Here is a 14589-nt window from a genome sequence, read left to right as displayed (position 1 = left end):
AAGCGTCCAGATCAGCGGACCCTGGGCGGGCCCGGAAAAAATCGTGATCAGATCTTATCATTGAATGGGGTGTGAGACGCAGTATCAGGCTCGGCGGCGCGCTTGTCCGTCGGCACCGGCTTGAGCGACACGCGCGGTTCGACCGGCTTGCCGTCTTCAGAGCGCCCCAGTTGATGCAGCTCACGCAGCCAGTGGGTAATTTCCGGGCGCCCCTCGGCCGCCGCGCGGCGCACCTGCACCGACGGCTCGTGCAGCAGTTTGTTGGTCAGACCGCGGCCCAGGCTGCGCAACAGGGTCTCGGGGTCGCCGCCATTGCGCAGCGCCTTGAGGGCCCGTTCCACCTCGCGATCCCGCAGGTCCTCGGCGTGCTGGCGGTACTGCTTGAGGGTGGACACCGCATCCAGCGCCCGCAACTGGTACTGGAATTCCTCGACGCCGGACTCGATCAGACGCTCCGCTTCGCGGGCGGCGCCCTCGCGGGAACGCAGGTTCTCCTCGATCACCTGACGCAAGTCATCGACGGTGTAGAGATAGACGTCGTCGAGCTGGCTCACTTCCGGCTCGATGTCTCTGGGTACAGCAATATCCACCATGAAATAGGGTCTGTGTTTGCGTACTTTCAGCGCCCGCTCGACCGCCCCTTTACCAAGCACCGGCAACTGGCTCGCGGTCGAGGCGATCACGATGTCCACGCCGGGCAGGTGCTCTGGAATGTCGGAAAGCAGGATGCCGTGCCCGTCGTATTCACTGGCCACCGCCTGCGCGCGCTCCAGGGTGCGGTTGGCGACGATGATGTCCGGTACGCCCGCCTCACGCAGATGTCGGGCCACCAGCTCGATGGTCTGGCCGGCGCCGATGAGCAGGGCCTTGTTCTTGCGCAGGTCGGAAAAGATGTGGCGCGACAGGCTCACCGCCGCGTAGGCCACGGAGACCGGGTTTTCGCCGATGGAGGTCTCGGTGCGCACGCGCTTGGCCACCGAGAAGCTCTGCTCGAACAGCCGCGACAGCAGCGAACCACTGGCGCTGTGGGCGCGGGCGGTGGCGTAGGCGTCCTTGAGCTGGCCCAGGATCTGGGGCTCGCCCAGCACCATGGAGTCCAGGCCGCAGGCGACGCGCATCATATGGCGCACGGCGTCGCCGTTGGCGTGTATATAGAAGGCTTCCGCCAGATCGGCCGGGTCCATGTCATGGAATCCCGCCAGCCACTGGATCACGGTATCGGCGCAGTCGTCCTCGGCAGCCAGGTAAAGCTCGGTGCGGTTACAGGTGGAGAGGATCGCGGCTTCCTTGACGCCAACCGCCACCGTCAACGCCGAGAAGGCCTCCGCCATGGTCTCGGGAGTAAAGGCGACTCGCTCCCGCAATTCCAGCGGAGCCGTCCGATGATTGATGCCCAGCGTCAGTAATGCCATGAATCCGCGATAAACCTGTAGCCTTCCAAGAAGATTCGGGTATAAAAAACAACCTGCCGATCATTCTAGCGACGGCAAATCGGCAGCGCCACCCGCCGCCTTCCGCAATATCACCTATCTATCCGATCCAGTTTATCTATCCACGTTTTCTATCCATGCTTCCTGACCATGGATCCGATGCGTGTCAGGCGATGCTTGCGCTCCGGGGCCGGGGCCGACTCGGGCACCCTTTACCCACACACGACGAGACCGACCCAGGCGTATGAGAAAACGGTCATTGGGCAAGCCAAGACCCTTATGCCATTATAACCGGCACAGCTCGGCAGGTCGTTCGGCGAAGTTCTACCGAACTTTTTCAGGGACTTGCTGACAGACCTCTCTTCAAAGGATCGTACTCAATCAGAGGTTCCCCAAGCCAATGGCCACCGGACACATCCCCAAGACACGCGTATTCCCTGTTGCTGCCCTGATGCTGGCACTGGGGCTGGCCGGCTGTGCCAGCCTGTCCGACAGCGAACAAGCGGAAGACAGTATGGCGGCGCAGGATGCGGCCGCCCCGGCCGAAGAGCCCCCCATCGACTACGCCGATTTCGACCAGGACACTCTCTATAGCCTGCTGGCCGCCGAAGTGGCCGCCCAGCGTGGCCGCTACGACGTGACCCTGGTCAACTATGTGGAGGCCGCCAAGTCTTCCCGCGATCTGGGCGTCATCAAGCGGGCCATGCGCATCGCCCAGTCACTCAACAGCGACAACGCCCAGCTCGAACTGGCCAACCTGTGGCTGGACGTTGAACCGGACAGCCTCGACGCCCATCGCGTGGCCGCCATCCAGTACGTGCGCCACAAGGACTTCGACCTGGCGCTCTACCACATGGAGCAGATACTGGCCCAGGGCGAGGACGCGGACTTCGACGATCTGGCCGCGATTTCCGCCCGCCTGCCGGCCGAGGACCAGGCCGAACTGCTGCGACTCTACCGCGACCTGGAAACCCGCCACCCGGATAATGAAGAAATCCAGTACGGCATCGCCCTGCTCCTGAAGAACCAGGGTCAGTTCGATGCCGCACTCACCAAACTGGAACCGCTGCTGGACGAATCCGACGGCGAGCCTTTCCAGCCGGCGATCATCCTGCGCGGCGACCTGCTCTACCAGACCGGCCAGTCCCAGGAAGCGCTGGACTACCTGCGTCACCAGTCCCGCCGCTATCCGGACAACCGCAAACTGGGCACCCTCTATGGCCGCATGCTGATCGAGGAACAGCAGATGCAGGCCGCCGAGGACCAGTTCGAAGCACTGACCAACCGCTTCCCGGGCGAGCCCAGCCTGCGCCTGTCCTATGCCCTGGTGGCGCTGGAGAACGGCCACGTCAAACCGGCCCGGGCATCGCTGCAGCAACTGGTTGAAGACGGCGAGCATCTGGACGAGGCCCACTACTACCTGGGCCGCATCGCCGACGAGCATAACAACGTGGATGAAGCCATCGCCCAGTACCAGCAGGTGGGCGAAGGCCCGCATTTCCTGCCGGCACTGTCCCGCGCCACCCACCTGCGCGGCGCCAACGACGACCTGGACGGCGCCTTGCGTGATCTGCGGACCTTGCGCGAGCAGATGCCGGATGCCGCCGAAAGTCTCTGGCTGATTGAAGTGAACACCCTGCTGGACCTGGAGCAGAACGCCGATGCTCTGGGAGCCGCCACAGAAGCGCTGCAGACGTTCCCGGACAACAGTCGCATCCGCTACGCCCGCGCCATGCTGTTCGACGAAATGAACCGCACCGAGGAAGCCGAGGCTGACCTGCGCCAGATCCTGGACAACGAACCGGAGAACGCTGTCGCCCTCAACGCCCTGGGCTACATTCTCACCGTGCGCACCGAACGCTATGCGGAGGCCCGCCAACTGCTGGAGAAAGCCCTGAAACTGGAGCCGGATAACCCGGCCATTCTCGACAGCATGGGCTGGGTGCACTTCAAGCTGGGCAACATCGCGCAGGCAATCGACTACCTGCGCCAGGCCTACCTCGCCTTCCCCGATCCGGAAGTGGCCGCCCACTACGGCGAGGCGCTCTATGTCAACGGCGAGCAGGAGCAGGCCCGGGTGATCTGGCGCCGCGCCCTGGACGAACATCCCGACGACACGCAGATCCCGGCCACCATGGAGCGCCTGGGTGAGGAGCAATCACTCTGATGTCGTTGTTCCGCACAGCCCGATGTTTTTCCGGTATGGCCCTGACCCTGCTGCTGGCCGCCTGCGCCAGCGTTCCCCGGGAACCCTTGCCGGATGGCCTGACCCGCCAGCCACCGGCGGACTGGGCCCAGCGCAGCGAGACGCTGACCGGCTTCAGCCGCTGGGAATTACAGGGCAAGCTCGCGGTGCGCCAGCCGGAGGACAGCGGTTCCGCCGTGATCAATCAGTGGCGCCAGGTGGACGAGCAGTACCACCTGCTGCTGTCCTCCGCGTTTCTCGGTATGGGGCGCACCGAACTGCAGGGCATGCCCGGTTTCCTGACCCTGACCACCTCCGACGGCGAGATCTATCGGTCGTCGGATCCCCAGTCACTGGTGGAGGCCGCCACCGGCTGGCAGTTCCCGCTGGACAGCCTGACCTGGTGGATTCGCGGCCTGCCGGCGCCGGAGGGTGACTTCGAACTGCTGTTCGACCAGCAGGACCAGCTCGCCGCCATCCGCCAACAGGGCTGGGACATCCGCTTCGATCGTTGGAACCAATTCATCGACGACTACCCGGAATTGCCGGCGCGGATCACCGCACTCAAGGGCGAGCGCCGCATCCGTCTGGTGATCACCCAGTGGCAGCCACTGGGAACAGCGCGATGAGCTTTTCCCTGCCAGCACCGGCCAAGCTGAACCTGTTCCTGCACATCACTGGACGACGGGACGACGGCTACCACGAGCTGGAAACCGTGTTCCAGTTTCTTGAGTACGGGGACGAGCTGGCGTTCGGGCCCGCCGACGGACACGACGTTATCCTGTCCCCGGCCCTGCCCGGCGTGCCGGACGAACACAACCTGATCCTGCGCGCCGCGCGGAAGCTGCAGGCCGAGGCGGGCCGTAACCTGCCCGGCGTGCACATCCAGTTGACCAAGCGACTGCCAATGGGCGGCGGCATCGGTGGCGGCAGCTCGGACGCCGCCACCGCCCTGCTCGGCCTCAACCATTTCTGGGGCCTGGCGCTGTCCATCGACCGCCTGGCGGAGATTGGCCTGCAACTGGGCGCCGACGTGCCCGTTTTCGTGCGCGGATTCGCCGCCTTCGCCCAGGGCGTGGGGGAAAAGCTGAGCCCGGTTCATCCCCCGGAAGACTGGTTCGTGGTGGCCAAACCGGACTGCGAGATCAACACCGGCAAGATTTTTTCGCAGGAAGGGTTGACACGTAACACGCCCCCGAGCACAATACGCCCCGCTTTTGAGGGAGACGCCTCGAGGTACCGAAACGACTGTGAGGATACAGTCTGTAAACTGTATCCCGAGGTTAGGAAAAGTCTGGACTGGCTTTCACAATTCGGACCTGCAAGATTAACCGGAACCGGGGCTTGCATTTTTGGACGTTTCCCAACAGAATCCAAAGCCCTCGAAGTTTGGGCTAGCAGACCCTCCGGCATCACCGGGTTCGTCACAAGAGGGGTGAACGCTTCACCGCTTCACACAAAGCTGACAGAGCTGGAATGATGCCGAAAAAGCACGATACTGGGGTGTCGCCAAGTGGTAAGGCAACGGGTTTTGATCCCGTCATGCGCAGGTTCGAATCCTGCCACCCCAGCCACCTTTCTCCCGCTTCTTCTGAACACAACGCTGAAACTGAGAAGGACTCCGTCGTGTCCAAGTTAATGATCTTCGCCGGTAATGCCCATCCGGAACTCGCCCGTAATATCGCCCAGAAGTTGCACATCCCGTTGGGAGAAGCGACCGTCGGCAAATTCAGCGATGGCGAAACCACCGTTGAAATCAACGAAAATGTCCGCGGTCATGATGTCTTCATCATCCAGCCGACCTGCTACCCGACCAACGACAACCTGATGGAGCTGATGGTCATGACCGACGCTCTGCGTCGAGCATCCGCCACGCGCATCACAGCCGTCGTTCCCTATTATGGCTACGCCCGACAGGATCGCCGCGTGCGCTCCACCCGGGTGTCGATCAGCGCCAAGGTCGTCGCGGACATGATCACCAGCATCGGCATCGACCGGGTCCTGACCGTCGACCTGCACGCCGATCAGATCCAGGGTTTCTTCGACATTCCGGTCGACAACATCTACGCCACTCCGGTCCTGCTCGACGACATCGAACGTCAGCGCTTCGACAACTTCATCGTTGTCTCACCGGACGTCGGCGGCGTGGTTCGCGCCCGGGCCGTGGCCAAGCGCCTGAACGACGCCGACCTGGCCATCATCGACAAACGTCGCCCGAAGGCGAACGTATCCCAGGTGATGCACATCATCGGTGACGTGCAGGACAAGACCTGCATCCTGGTGGACGACATCGTCGATACCGCCGGTACCCTGTGCAAGGCCGCCAACGCGCTCAAAGAGCACGGCGCCTCCCGGGTCGTGGCCTACATCACCCACCCGGTTCTGTCCGGCCCGGCGATTGAGAACATCAACGCCTCGCAACTGGACGAACTCGTGGTTTGTGACACCATCCCGCTGGATGAAAAAGTGCGCAAGTGTGATAGAATCCGCCCGCTTGGAATGGCGGGACTGCTCGCCGAGTCGATCCGTCGCGTGAGCAACGAAGAATCGATCAGCGCGCTGTTCGAGTAATCACTCGGGTAAGCCCGCGTTTTAAAAGGCTTTCCAAGACAGAAAGCCGACAGGATTCAAGCATGGGGCCGTTATCGGCTCCTTGTTTGTTTAAGCACCCGGAAAATGGTTACGGCTGACTTCCGGGAATCATTGAAACCACCCTGCCGGACTTGGTCGCGAGTCGGCAACGGTGAATACTGAGGTTTATGACCATGGCCCAAGATTTTGTTCTCGAAGCATTCCTTCGTGACGACCAGGGGAAAGGTGCGAGCCGCCGCCTGCGTCGCGAAGAACGTAAAATTCCGGCTGTCGTTTACGGCGGTGACAAGGACGCGCAGTCCATCTCCCTGTGGCACAACGATCTGAAGAAGGCGCTGGAAAACGAAGCGTTCTTCTCTCACATCCTGACCCTGGAAGTGGATGGCAAGAAAGAAAGCGTCATCCTGAAGGATCTGCAGCGTCACCCGTACAAGCCGATCCTGACCCACGCTGACTTCCTGCGCGTCGACAAGGACCACGAGATCCACGTCAACGTACCGCTGCACTTCATCAACGAAGACACCGCACCGGTCGTCAAGCTGCAGGGTGGCGCGGTCAACCACCAGCTGAACGAAGTGGAAGTGATCTGTCTGCCGCAGAACCTGCCTGAGTTCATCGAAGTCGACATGACCGACGTCCAGATGGACCAGACGCTGCACCTGAGCGATCTGAAGCTGCCGAAAGGCGTCCAGGTTGCCGCTCTGCTGCAGGGCGAAGACCACGACCAGGCGGTTGTATCCGTTCACCTGCCCAAGGGCACCAAGGCTGACGAAGCCGAGGACGCCGAAGGCGAAGGTGAAGAAGGCGAAGGTCAGGAGTAATTACTCCCGGGGCGCTGGCACATGTCGCAGTCAATTGTCATGGTGGTGGGTCTGGGTAATCCCGGTGCGGATTACGAGAACACCCGTCACAACGCCGGCGCCCTCTTCGTGGAAGCTCTGGCCCGTGAAGCGGGCCAGAGTCTTCGTCCGGAAAAGAAGTACCACGGGCTGTACGCCCGCGTTCAGTGGCAGGGTCTCGACCTGCACCTGCTGAACCCCACCACCTTCATGAACCGCAGCGGCCAATCCGTTAAGGCCCTGGCGGACTTCTTCAAGATCAAGCCCGAACAGATCCTCGTCGCCCACGACGAACTGGACCTGCCGCCCGGCACCGCCAAGCTCAAGAAAGACGGCGGCCACGGCGGTCACAACGGTCTTCGTGACATCATCGCCCACCTGGGCACCAAAGAATTTCACCGACTGCGCATCGGCATCGGCCATCCCGGCGACAGCCGCCGCGTGACCGGTTACGTGCTCGGCCGGCTGACCAAGTCCGACGCCACGCACCTGGACAACATCAGCCACGAGATCATGCGGGTCCTACCGGACGCGCTCAACGGGCAGATGCCCAAGGCCATGAACGCGCTTCACAGCGTTCGTCCGGACGCCTGATTCCACCCGCAACCACCGTCGAAGCGTGCGCCGCGCGGAGTCGCACCCGTGCCACCACATCGGTATAATTCGACGTTTTCAACGATTCCACATTTTCACATCCAGCAGAGGCTTTCATGGGTTTCAACTGCGGCATCGTCGGCCTGCCCAACGTCGGCAAATCCACCCTGTTCAACGCGCTGACCAAAGCCGGGATCGGGGCTGAAAACTTCCCGTTCTGCACCATCGAGCCCAACGCGGGCGTGGTGGGCATGCCGGACCCGCGCCTGAACAAACTGGCGGAAATCGTTAAACCCCAGAACGTCATCCCCACCACCATGGAGTTCGTGGACATCGCGGGCCTGGTGGCCGGTGCCTCCAAAGGGGAAGGCCTGGGCAACCAGTTCCTGGCCAACATCCGCCAGACCGACGCCATCGCCCAGGTGGTGCGCTGCTTCGAGGACGACAACGTCATCCACGTCGCCAATAAAGTGGACCCGGCGGCGGACATCGAGATCATCAACACCGAGTTGGCGCTGGCCGACCTGGAAACGGTCGAAAAAGGCGTCAAGCGCGTCGAGCGCGTGGCCAAGAGCGGTGACAAGACCGCCAAGGCCCAGCTGGAAGTCTTCCAGTCCCTGCTGCCGGTACTGAACGAAGGCAAACCGGTCCGCAGCATGAACCTGGACGCCGACACCATGGCGCTGATCCGCGAGCTGTGCCTGCTGACCGTGAAGCCGATCATGTACATCGCCAACGTCAACGAGGACGGCTTCGAGAACAACCCGCACCTGGACGCGGTCCGCAAGATCGCCGAGGAAGAGAACGCCGTGGTCGTCCCCATCTGCAACAAGATGGAAGCGGAAATCGCCGAGCTGGAAGAGGACGAAAAGAGCGTCTTCCTGGAAGAAATGGGCATGGAAGAACCAGGCCTGGATCGCGTGATCCGCGCCGGTTACGACCTGCTGGGTCTGCAGACCTACTTCACCGCCGGCGTGAAGGAAGTCCGCGCCTGGACCGTCAAGGTCGGCGCCACCGCCCCGCAGGCGGCTGGCGTGATCCACACCGACTTCGAGAAAGGGTTCATCCGCGCCGAAGTGGTGGCCTACGACGACTTCGTCGGGAACAACGGCGAACAGGGCGCCAAGGAAGCCGGCAAATGGCGCCTGGAAGGCAAGGACTACATCGTTCAGGACGGCGATGTCATTCACTTCCGCTTTAACGTATAAGCCGGCACAGGGATGTCCGTGATGACTTCCCTGCCCGCCTGCTGCCGCCCCGGAGACGACCGCTGGCCCTGGTGCCAACGGTTGCCGGGGCTGGCTTTCACCACCCTCTCCTTCAACCCGGACGCCCTGAGCGACGACGACTTCGAGCGCTGCGGCATCGAGCCCCCCGAGAACGTCCGCACCGCCGCCGCCAAGCGCCGCACGGAATACCTGGCCGGCCGCCTCTGCGCCCGTCACGTGCTGCAACAGGTCACCGGCATCGCCAGCGTGCCCGCCACCGGCGCCGACCGCGCCCCACAGTGGCCCGATGCCTGCGTTGGCTCCATCACCCACAGCCACGGCTACGCCGCCGTTGTCGCCGGACACCGCGATGCCTATCAGGGCCTGGGGCTAGACGCCGAAATGCCCATGGGCGACCGCCGCGCACAACGCCTGGCGCGGGAAATCCTCACCCCGGACGAACAGCGGCGATTCGGGCGCGAGCTGGCCGACACACCCGGCCACTGCCTCACTCTGGCCTTTTCCCTCAAGGAAAGCCTGTTCAAGGCTCTCAACCCGATCACCGGCCAGCGCTTCTACTTTCACGATGCCGAGCTTGTGAGCCTGTCCGGGGACGGCTCCAGCCAACTGCGATTGCTCAAGACCCTATCGAACGAATGGCGCGCAGGCGCCGAGCTGGAGGGCCTGTACAGCGAGCATGATGGCATTATCCTGAGCCTGATTGCCGTTGCACCGAACGGCGCTGCAAGCCGCTGACAGCCCGCAATCCGGGCAAATTTTGAGCAAGCAAAACAGCGTTGCCACATCGCTCCGCCAATTCCCGGAAAAGGGGTTGACAGCCCGCCGCAAAATCCCGAGAATACGCGCCTCGTTGAGAGCGGTTTGCGCTACCAACGGGATGGCAAGGTAGCTCAGCTGGTTAGAGCACGGCACTCATAATGCCGGGGTCGGCGGTTCGACTCCGCCCCTTGCTACCAGAATTGCAAAAAAGGATCCTCGTGAAAGCGTGGATCCTTTTTTTTGCCTGCTACGAAGGGGCGAAGGCGATCCGACCGGAGCACGCGCAGCGTTCGGAGGGATGTTGGAACGAACGCGACGACAGCCAGCCCTCCCCACCTCAACTCCGCAAACTCCGACCGCTGACTGACCTATTATCCGCCCTACTGTCCGACTGCGCCGACCTTTGCAGCAACGGGCCCATCGACGCCGGTGCATCCCAGGACAACGCCCTCAAAGCCAGTTAACCTACACAATGAAGTGGATGGCGTTACGATCTCAGTCGACCGCTGAGTCGTTTTTGCCCGAAAGTATTTAAGGAGCGTTCATTGGAAGAATTGGCGGATGGAGCCGCAAAGAGTGTTCTGCGTCTGGTCAGTTGGGTTGTCCGGTTTGTCATCTGGCTGATCTGGGAGCTGTTTTTCGAGGTGCTGGCCTGGTACGTCGGCTGGGGCGTCATCCGCGTTCTGACCCTGGGCACCTATCCTCGCGTCTCAATAAACGACCATGATCAGGCCAGTGCCTTGTCGCAATTTCTGGTTTCATCGACAGGCCTGGTGTGCCTGATCGGTTTGGCGACGTTGCTGGCGAGATTGACGGGGTCCGGCTGACCCTTGACGGCTTACCACCGCCAAACTCGAACAGACCTTTCGTCCAGGAACTTCCGCCGTTCCCGGGGCTCGAGCAACGGCGCGCTTCTTTCCATTTGAGGAACCATCGGAAAACGCCATCACAGAAGGACGCCACCCGGTGAGCATTCACGACATCCCCAACGTTATCCCGGTCTCCACAGCACTGACCACCGCCGGCCAGCCCTCCGAAGACCAACTGGGCGCCGCCGCCCGCGATGTCTTTGAGGTCGTCATCAACCTCGGCCTGCTCGATCCCCGCTACTGCCTGCCCGACGAAGCCGGTCTGGTTCATCAGCTCGGCATGCGCTACGTCCATATTCCGGTGGATTTCCAGACCCCGTCGCCGAACGATCTCCAGCGCTTCTTCGACGCCCTGGAAGCAGCCGGAGATCGCAAGGTGCTGGTTCACTGCGCCGCCAATAAGCGTGTGTCGAGCTTTGTCGCGCTCTACGGCGAAGCCCGCCTCGGCTGGTCGCGCCAGCAAGCGGACGATTTTCTGCACCGTATCTGGGAGCCGAATCCCGACTGGTCGGCGTTTATCGAACGCGCGCGAAACGACCTATACCTATAACAGGCAACAAACCGGGCATTCCAGCCTCCCCCCACCATCCGCATAGCCCGGCAATAGCTATCCGTTGTTTTACAACAGAACGACTTGACCTTGGGCAATGGCCCTGAATATTCATCGTCTACACTGATAATGCCTACCAACCGGCAACCAGGGACGATAACCATGAAAGTGCTTTCAGCTGTACTGGCAATACTCTGTTTACTGTCCGGCACGACAGCCTCGGCCGCCACCGAAAAACCCAACCTGCTGATCATCTGGGGGGACGATGTCGGCATGTGGAACATCAGCGCCTATCACCGCGGAATGATGGGTAACGAAACCCCCAACATCGATCGCATCGCCGACGAAGGCATGCTGTTCATGGATCACTACGCCCAGGCCTCGTGCACCGCCGGGCGTGCGGCGTTCATTACCGGGCAGTACCCGATTCGCACGGGGCTTTCCACCGTTGGCCTGCCTGGCTCGCCCATCGGCCTGCAGAAGGAAGATCCCACGCTGGCCGAGTTCCTCAAGCCTCTGGGCTACGCCACCGGCCAGTTCGGCAAGAACCATCTGGGCGACCTGGATGAGCACTTGCCCACCAACCACGGTTTCGATGAGTTCTACGGTATCCTCTATCACCTCAACGCGGGTGAGTACGTGGAGCAGGACGACTACCCAGAGGATGCCATGGAGAAAGCCGGCTTCGCTCAGCGTGGCATCATTCACTCCAAGGCCACGGCCGACGGCGGGCAGACCATCGAGGATCTGGGCAACTTCGGCCGGGAACGTCAGCGCACGCTGGATCAGGAAGTGCTGGAGGAATCCAAGCGATTCATCCGCGATGCGGTGGCCGCCGACAAGCCGTTCTTCGTCTGGCACAACACCACACGCATGCATTACCGCACCAACCTGAGCGAGGAATACGACGGCGCTACGGGCCAGGGCCTCTACGCGGACGGCATGAAGGAAATGGATGACGACGTCGGCGAACTGCTGGACCTGCTCGACGAACTCGGGGTGGCGGACAACACCATCGTCATGTTCTCCACCGACAACGGCGCCGCCTCCAACAGTTGGCCGGACGGCGGGAATCAGCCCTTCCGCGGCGAGAAAGGCGTAGGCGGTTACGAAGGCGGCTTCAAGGTACCGATGATGGTCAAGTGGCCGGGCCTGATTCCGCAGGACACCACCACCGGCGAGCTGATGACCATGGAAGACTGGCTGCCGACCTTTATGGCGCAGTTGGGGCAGCCGGACCTGAAAGAAAAACTGCTGGACGGTCTCGACGTCGACGGCACGACCTACAACGTGCATCTCGACGGCTACGACCAGACACCGATACTGACACAATCCGGCCCCAGCAATCGCAAGGAGTTTTTCTTCCTGACCGAGACCACGTTCCACGGCCTGCGCTTCGGCGAGTGGAAGTTCCTGTTTACCGCGCAGGACAAGTGGTTCAACGGCGTTCAGAACCGCCTCGTCACACCGCTGATCACGCGCCTAGACATGGACCCGTTCGAACGCTTCCACGACGCCCGGGGTTTTGACGAATGGCAGGAAAATCGCTCCTGGGCACTCGGTCCGGCCGTTGCCGTCACCCAGACCTTTTTCGATTCCTTCAAGGAGTACCCACCCCGCCAGACCAGTTTCGACCTGGACGTGGACAAGATTATGAGCTCAATGATGGAGGCCAATGCACGCTGAAGAACGCCGTCTTCAGCTTGCGACCGGGCGGGAAACCGATCCCCGCCCGGTCGCCAATTTAGGGCGTCTCCAAACCCTGCGTTTGTCGGCGCTGGAAGACATCGCGGTAAAACTACGCATTCACCTTTTGCCCGCAACCCTCTAAAAAGACACCTACCCAATCCCCTGAGGACGACCTCACCCTTCCCGGGAAGTGTACGCGGGACGACCCGCCTTTTCGGAGACGCATTATGCGAACCACCGGAGATCGTATCCGCCAAGCGATCAGTTTCGAGGCCATTGGGCTGGTGCTGATCATTCCCCTGATTGCCTACGCCTTCCACCTGCCGCTGGACGACACCGGCGTACTGGGCCTGATCGGCGCTACCATGGCGACGCTCTGGAACTATGTCTTCAACCTGGGCTTCGATCACACCCTCAAGCGCCTGACCGGCTCCACCCGCAAGTCCCTGAAACTGCGCGTACTGCACGCCATCAGTTTTGAACTGGGGCTGCTGCTGGCCTTCCTGCCGGTGGTGATGTGGTGGCTCGGAATCGGTCTGGTCGAGGCGCTGGTGATGGACCTGACTTTCGTCGTCTTCTACCTGATCTACGCCTTCGTGTTCACCTGGGCCTACGACACGGTCTTCCCGGACAGGGACAACGTACCGCCCGCCGCCAACGGGAACTGGCAGGCGGAATCCGGTCGCTAATATCGCGTACGCTGTTACGTGGCGGTATCGATCTAGCGATCCTATGTCGAACGTGCGACCATGCAATCTATCCTTGCAGGCAACGGCGCTCGCGCCATCGCCTGCAAGGTCTTATCCCACGTTCGCCTAAAAGTCGTAGCGAAACCCGACAGCGCCCCAGCTTTCGTCGATTGCATTAATTTCAGTACGGCTACTGTTCGTATACTCGAAATACACGAGCATTTGCCTGGCAAGCCGATAGGAAACGCCCCCCAAATACTGGATATCGCTCTGGTCTAGCGAGTCATTCTCCATGTAACTGGCATTGCTATAGATTTCGCCCTGTGAATAGTCGAACACGGTAGCCACCCCGTAATGGCGCATATCTCCCTGGTGTTCATACAATCCTCTCAAGCTGAGTTCCGGCAGCACGTCGTAGGTTATGCTCGCCCCGAACAATGAGTCATCGTCGTCTTCGGCCTGGTCATAGCCGGCAGACAGTCGCACCTTCCCCACTTGGTATGACAAGTAACCCATGGTGTTACCTGCGTCGGCTTCATCGTCTTCTTCGTTATTAAACTTATGGGCAACGCCGAAGCGAAAGCCGGAAAAATCCGATGAGTCGAAGGATATTGAGTTCCCGGCGGCGCGGGTGGTCGTTTTGGCAAATGCCCGCCAGGGGATGCTTTGCCTGACATTGATCACCTTTGAGAGGTTCGTATAGTAGATGGAGCTAAAGTTACCGGCCTTAACGTCCCCGATATCCTTTATGTGCATCCCCAGATAGGTATTGCGGATGTCGCTTATCACATTGGGTTTGGCCTCATTACGGTCATTCGCTACAAACCGGAATTCAGCGCGCGCATAGCCCACCACCTTGTCGTTGATCTCGCGCCTCGCATTAATGCCGATTCGCGACTGGGACTGGCTCATATAGGTTTCGCCATCGACATCATTCATCGTCAGATGTATGCGCCCATATAAATCAAGACGTGTGTCGTCGTCCTGATATACAGGAAGTGCCTGAGCAGCGCCGGCACCTGATAACCCCAAGGTCAGGACGAGGGCCGAAACTCTGTGCGTTTTCTTTTTAGATACAAACATCGTTACTCCTTCTTGTTATTGTCGATATCGGGCTGCTGGCCACAGAACTCGACTCGAAAGCCCAAGCAATGGCACAGCAAA

The 14589-nt window shown here is 61.1% G+C and carries 14 protein-coding genes and 2 tRNA genes; 14 read left to right on the top strand and 2 right to left on the bottom strand.

The features are described from left to right. Nucleotides 1–47: 47 nt before the first annotated feature. The gene (gene hemA, locus DKK67_RS15555; protein ID WP_111497420.1) at nucleotides 48–1412 is read right to left on the bottom strand and encodes a glutamyl-tRNA reductase; all 1365 of its coding nucleotides are present in this window, start codon (nucleotides 1410–1412) and stop codon (nucleotides 48–50) included. Between the two features lie 418 nt (nucleotides 1413–1830). On the opposite strand from hemA, the gene DKK67_RS15550 reads away from it, so the two are divergent. The 14 genes from DKK67_RS15550 to DKK67_RS15480 all read left to right on the top strand — a co-directional run bounded on the left by DKK67_RS15550 (nucleotide 1831) and on the right by DKK67_RS15480 (nucleotide 13425). Further along, on the top strand, nucleotides 1831–3597 hold the full coding sequence (locus DKK67_RS15550) for a tetratricopeptide repeat protein (protein WP_228160672.1): 1767 nt from the start codon (nucleotides 1831–1833) through the stop codon (nucleotides 3595–3597). A gap of 35 nt (nucleotides 3598–3632) precedes the next feature. Further along, nucleotides 3633–4244, top strand: a complete 612-nt coding sequence (gene lolB / locus DKK67_RS15545) for a lipoprotein insertase outer membrane protein LolB (protein ID WP_111497631.1) — start codon at nucleotides 3633–3635, stop codon at nucleotides 4242–4244. Continuing rightward, on the top strand, nucleotides 4241–5095 hold the full coding sequence (ispE, locus tag DKK67_RS15540; protein WP_111497419.1) for a 4-(cytidine 5'-diphospho)-2-C-methyl-D-erythritol kinase: 855 nt from the start codon (nucleotides 4241–4243) through the stop codon (nucleotides 5093–5095). Before lolB ends, ispE begins: the two co-directional genes overlap by 4 nt. A gap of 19 nt (nucleotides 5096–5114) precedes the next feature. Further along, nucleotides 5115–5189 (top strand) — tRNA-Gln (locus tag DKK67_RS15535). A 52-nt stretch (nucleotides 5190–5241) separates the two neighbouring features. Beyond that, nucleotides 5242–6186 (top strand): ribose-phosphate diphosphokinase, encoded by a 945-nt coding sequence (locus DKK67_RS15530; protein ID WP_111497418.1) that lies wholly within the window; start codon nucleotides 5242–5244, stop codon nucleotides 6184–6186. Nucleotides 6187–6380: 194 nt separating this feature from the next. Further along, entirely contained in the window at nucleotides 6381–7028 is a 648-nt protein-coding gene (locus tag DKK67_RS15525) for a 50S ribosomal protein L25/general stress protein Ctc (protein WP_111497630.1), read from the top strand. A gap of 21 nt (nucleotides 7029–7049) precedes the next feature. Further along, the gene (gene pth / locus DKK67_RS15520) at nucleotides 7050–7640 is read left to right on the top strand and encodes an aminoacyl-tRNA hydrolase (protein WP_111497417.1); all 591 of its coding nucleotides are present in this window, start codon (nucleotides 7050–7052) and stop codon (nucleotides 7638–7640) included. Between the two features lie 116 nt (nucleotides 7641–7756). Beyond that, on the top strand, nucleotides 7757–8848 hold the full coding sequence (ychF, locus tag DKK67_RS15515) for a redox-regulated ATPase YchF (protein WP_111497416.1): 1092 nt from the start codon (nucleotides 7757–7759) through the stop codon (nucleotides 8846–8848). 21 nt (nucleotides 8849–8869) lie between these two features. Further along, complete coding sequence (locus DKK67_RS15510; RefSeq protein ID WP_111497415.1) at nucleotides 8870–9604, top strand: 4'-phosphopantetheinyl transferase family protein; 735 nt, start codon at nucleotides 8870–8872, stop codon at nucleotides 9602–9604. A 144-nt stretch (nucleotides 9605–9748) separates the two neighbouring features. Further along, nucleotides 9749–9825: transfer RNA gene (locus DKK67_RS15505), tRNA-Met, on the top strand. 348 nt (nucleotides 9826–10173) lie between these two features. Further along, complete coding sequence (locus tag DKK67_RS15495) at nucleotides 10174–10455, top strand: hypothetical protein (protein ID WP_111497413.1); 282 nt, start codon at nucleotides 10174–10176, stop codon at nucleotides 10453–10455. A gap of 139 nt (nucleotides 10456–10594) precedes the next feature. Next, a complete protein-coding gene (locus tag DKK67_RS15490; protein ID WP_111497412.1) occupies nucleotides 10595–11047 on the top strand; it encodes a protein tyrosine phosphatase family protein in 453 nt (150 codons plus the stop codon). 162 nt (nucleotides 11048–11209) lie between these two features. After that, nucleotides 11210–12733: an arylsulfatase gene (locus tag DKK67_RS15485; protein WP_111497411.1), complete on the top strand. Its 1524-nt coding sequence runs from the start codon at nucleotides 11210–11212 to the stop codon at nucleotides 12731–12733. Between the two features lie 230 nt (nucleotides 12734–12963). After that, nucleotides 12964–13425 (top strand): PACE efflux transporter, encoded by a 462-nt coding sequence (locus DKK67_RS15480; protein ID WP_111497410.1) that lies wholly within the window; start codon nucleotides 12964–12966, stop codon nucleotides 13423–13425. Between the two features lie 126 nt (nucleotides 13426–13551). Here the strand turns inward: DKK67_RS15480 and DKK67_RS15475 are convergent, their stop codons facing one another. After that, nucleotides 13552–14508, bottom strand: a complete 957-nt coding sequence (locus DKK67_RS15475) for a porin (protein ID WP_111497409.1) — start codon at nucleotides 14506–14508, stop codon at nucleotides 13552–13554. Nucleotides 14509–14589: the final 81 nt, after the last annotated feature.

The sequence above is a fragment of the Marinobacter bohaiensis genome (genome assembly GCF_003258515.1).
Classification (GTDB): domain Bacteria; phylum Pseudomonadota; class Gammaproteobacteria; order Pseudomonadales; family Oleiphilaceae; genus Marinobacter_A; species Marinobacter_A bohaiensis.
The sequence above is the reverse complement of the archived record's forward strand: the minus strand, read 5'-3'. Positions and strand labels throughout refer to the sequence as shown.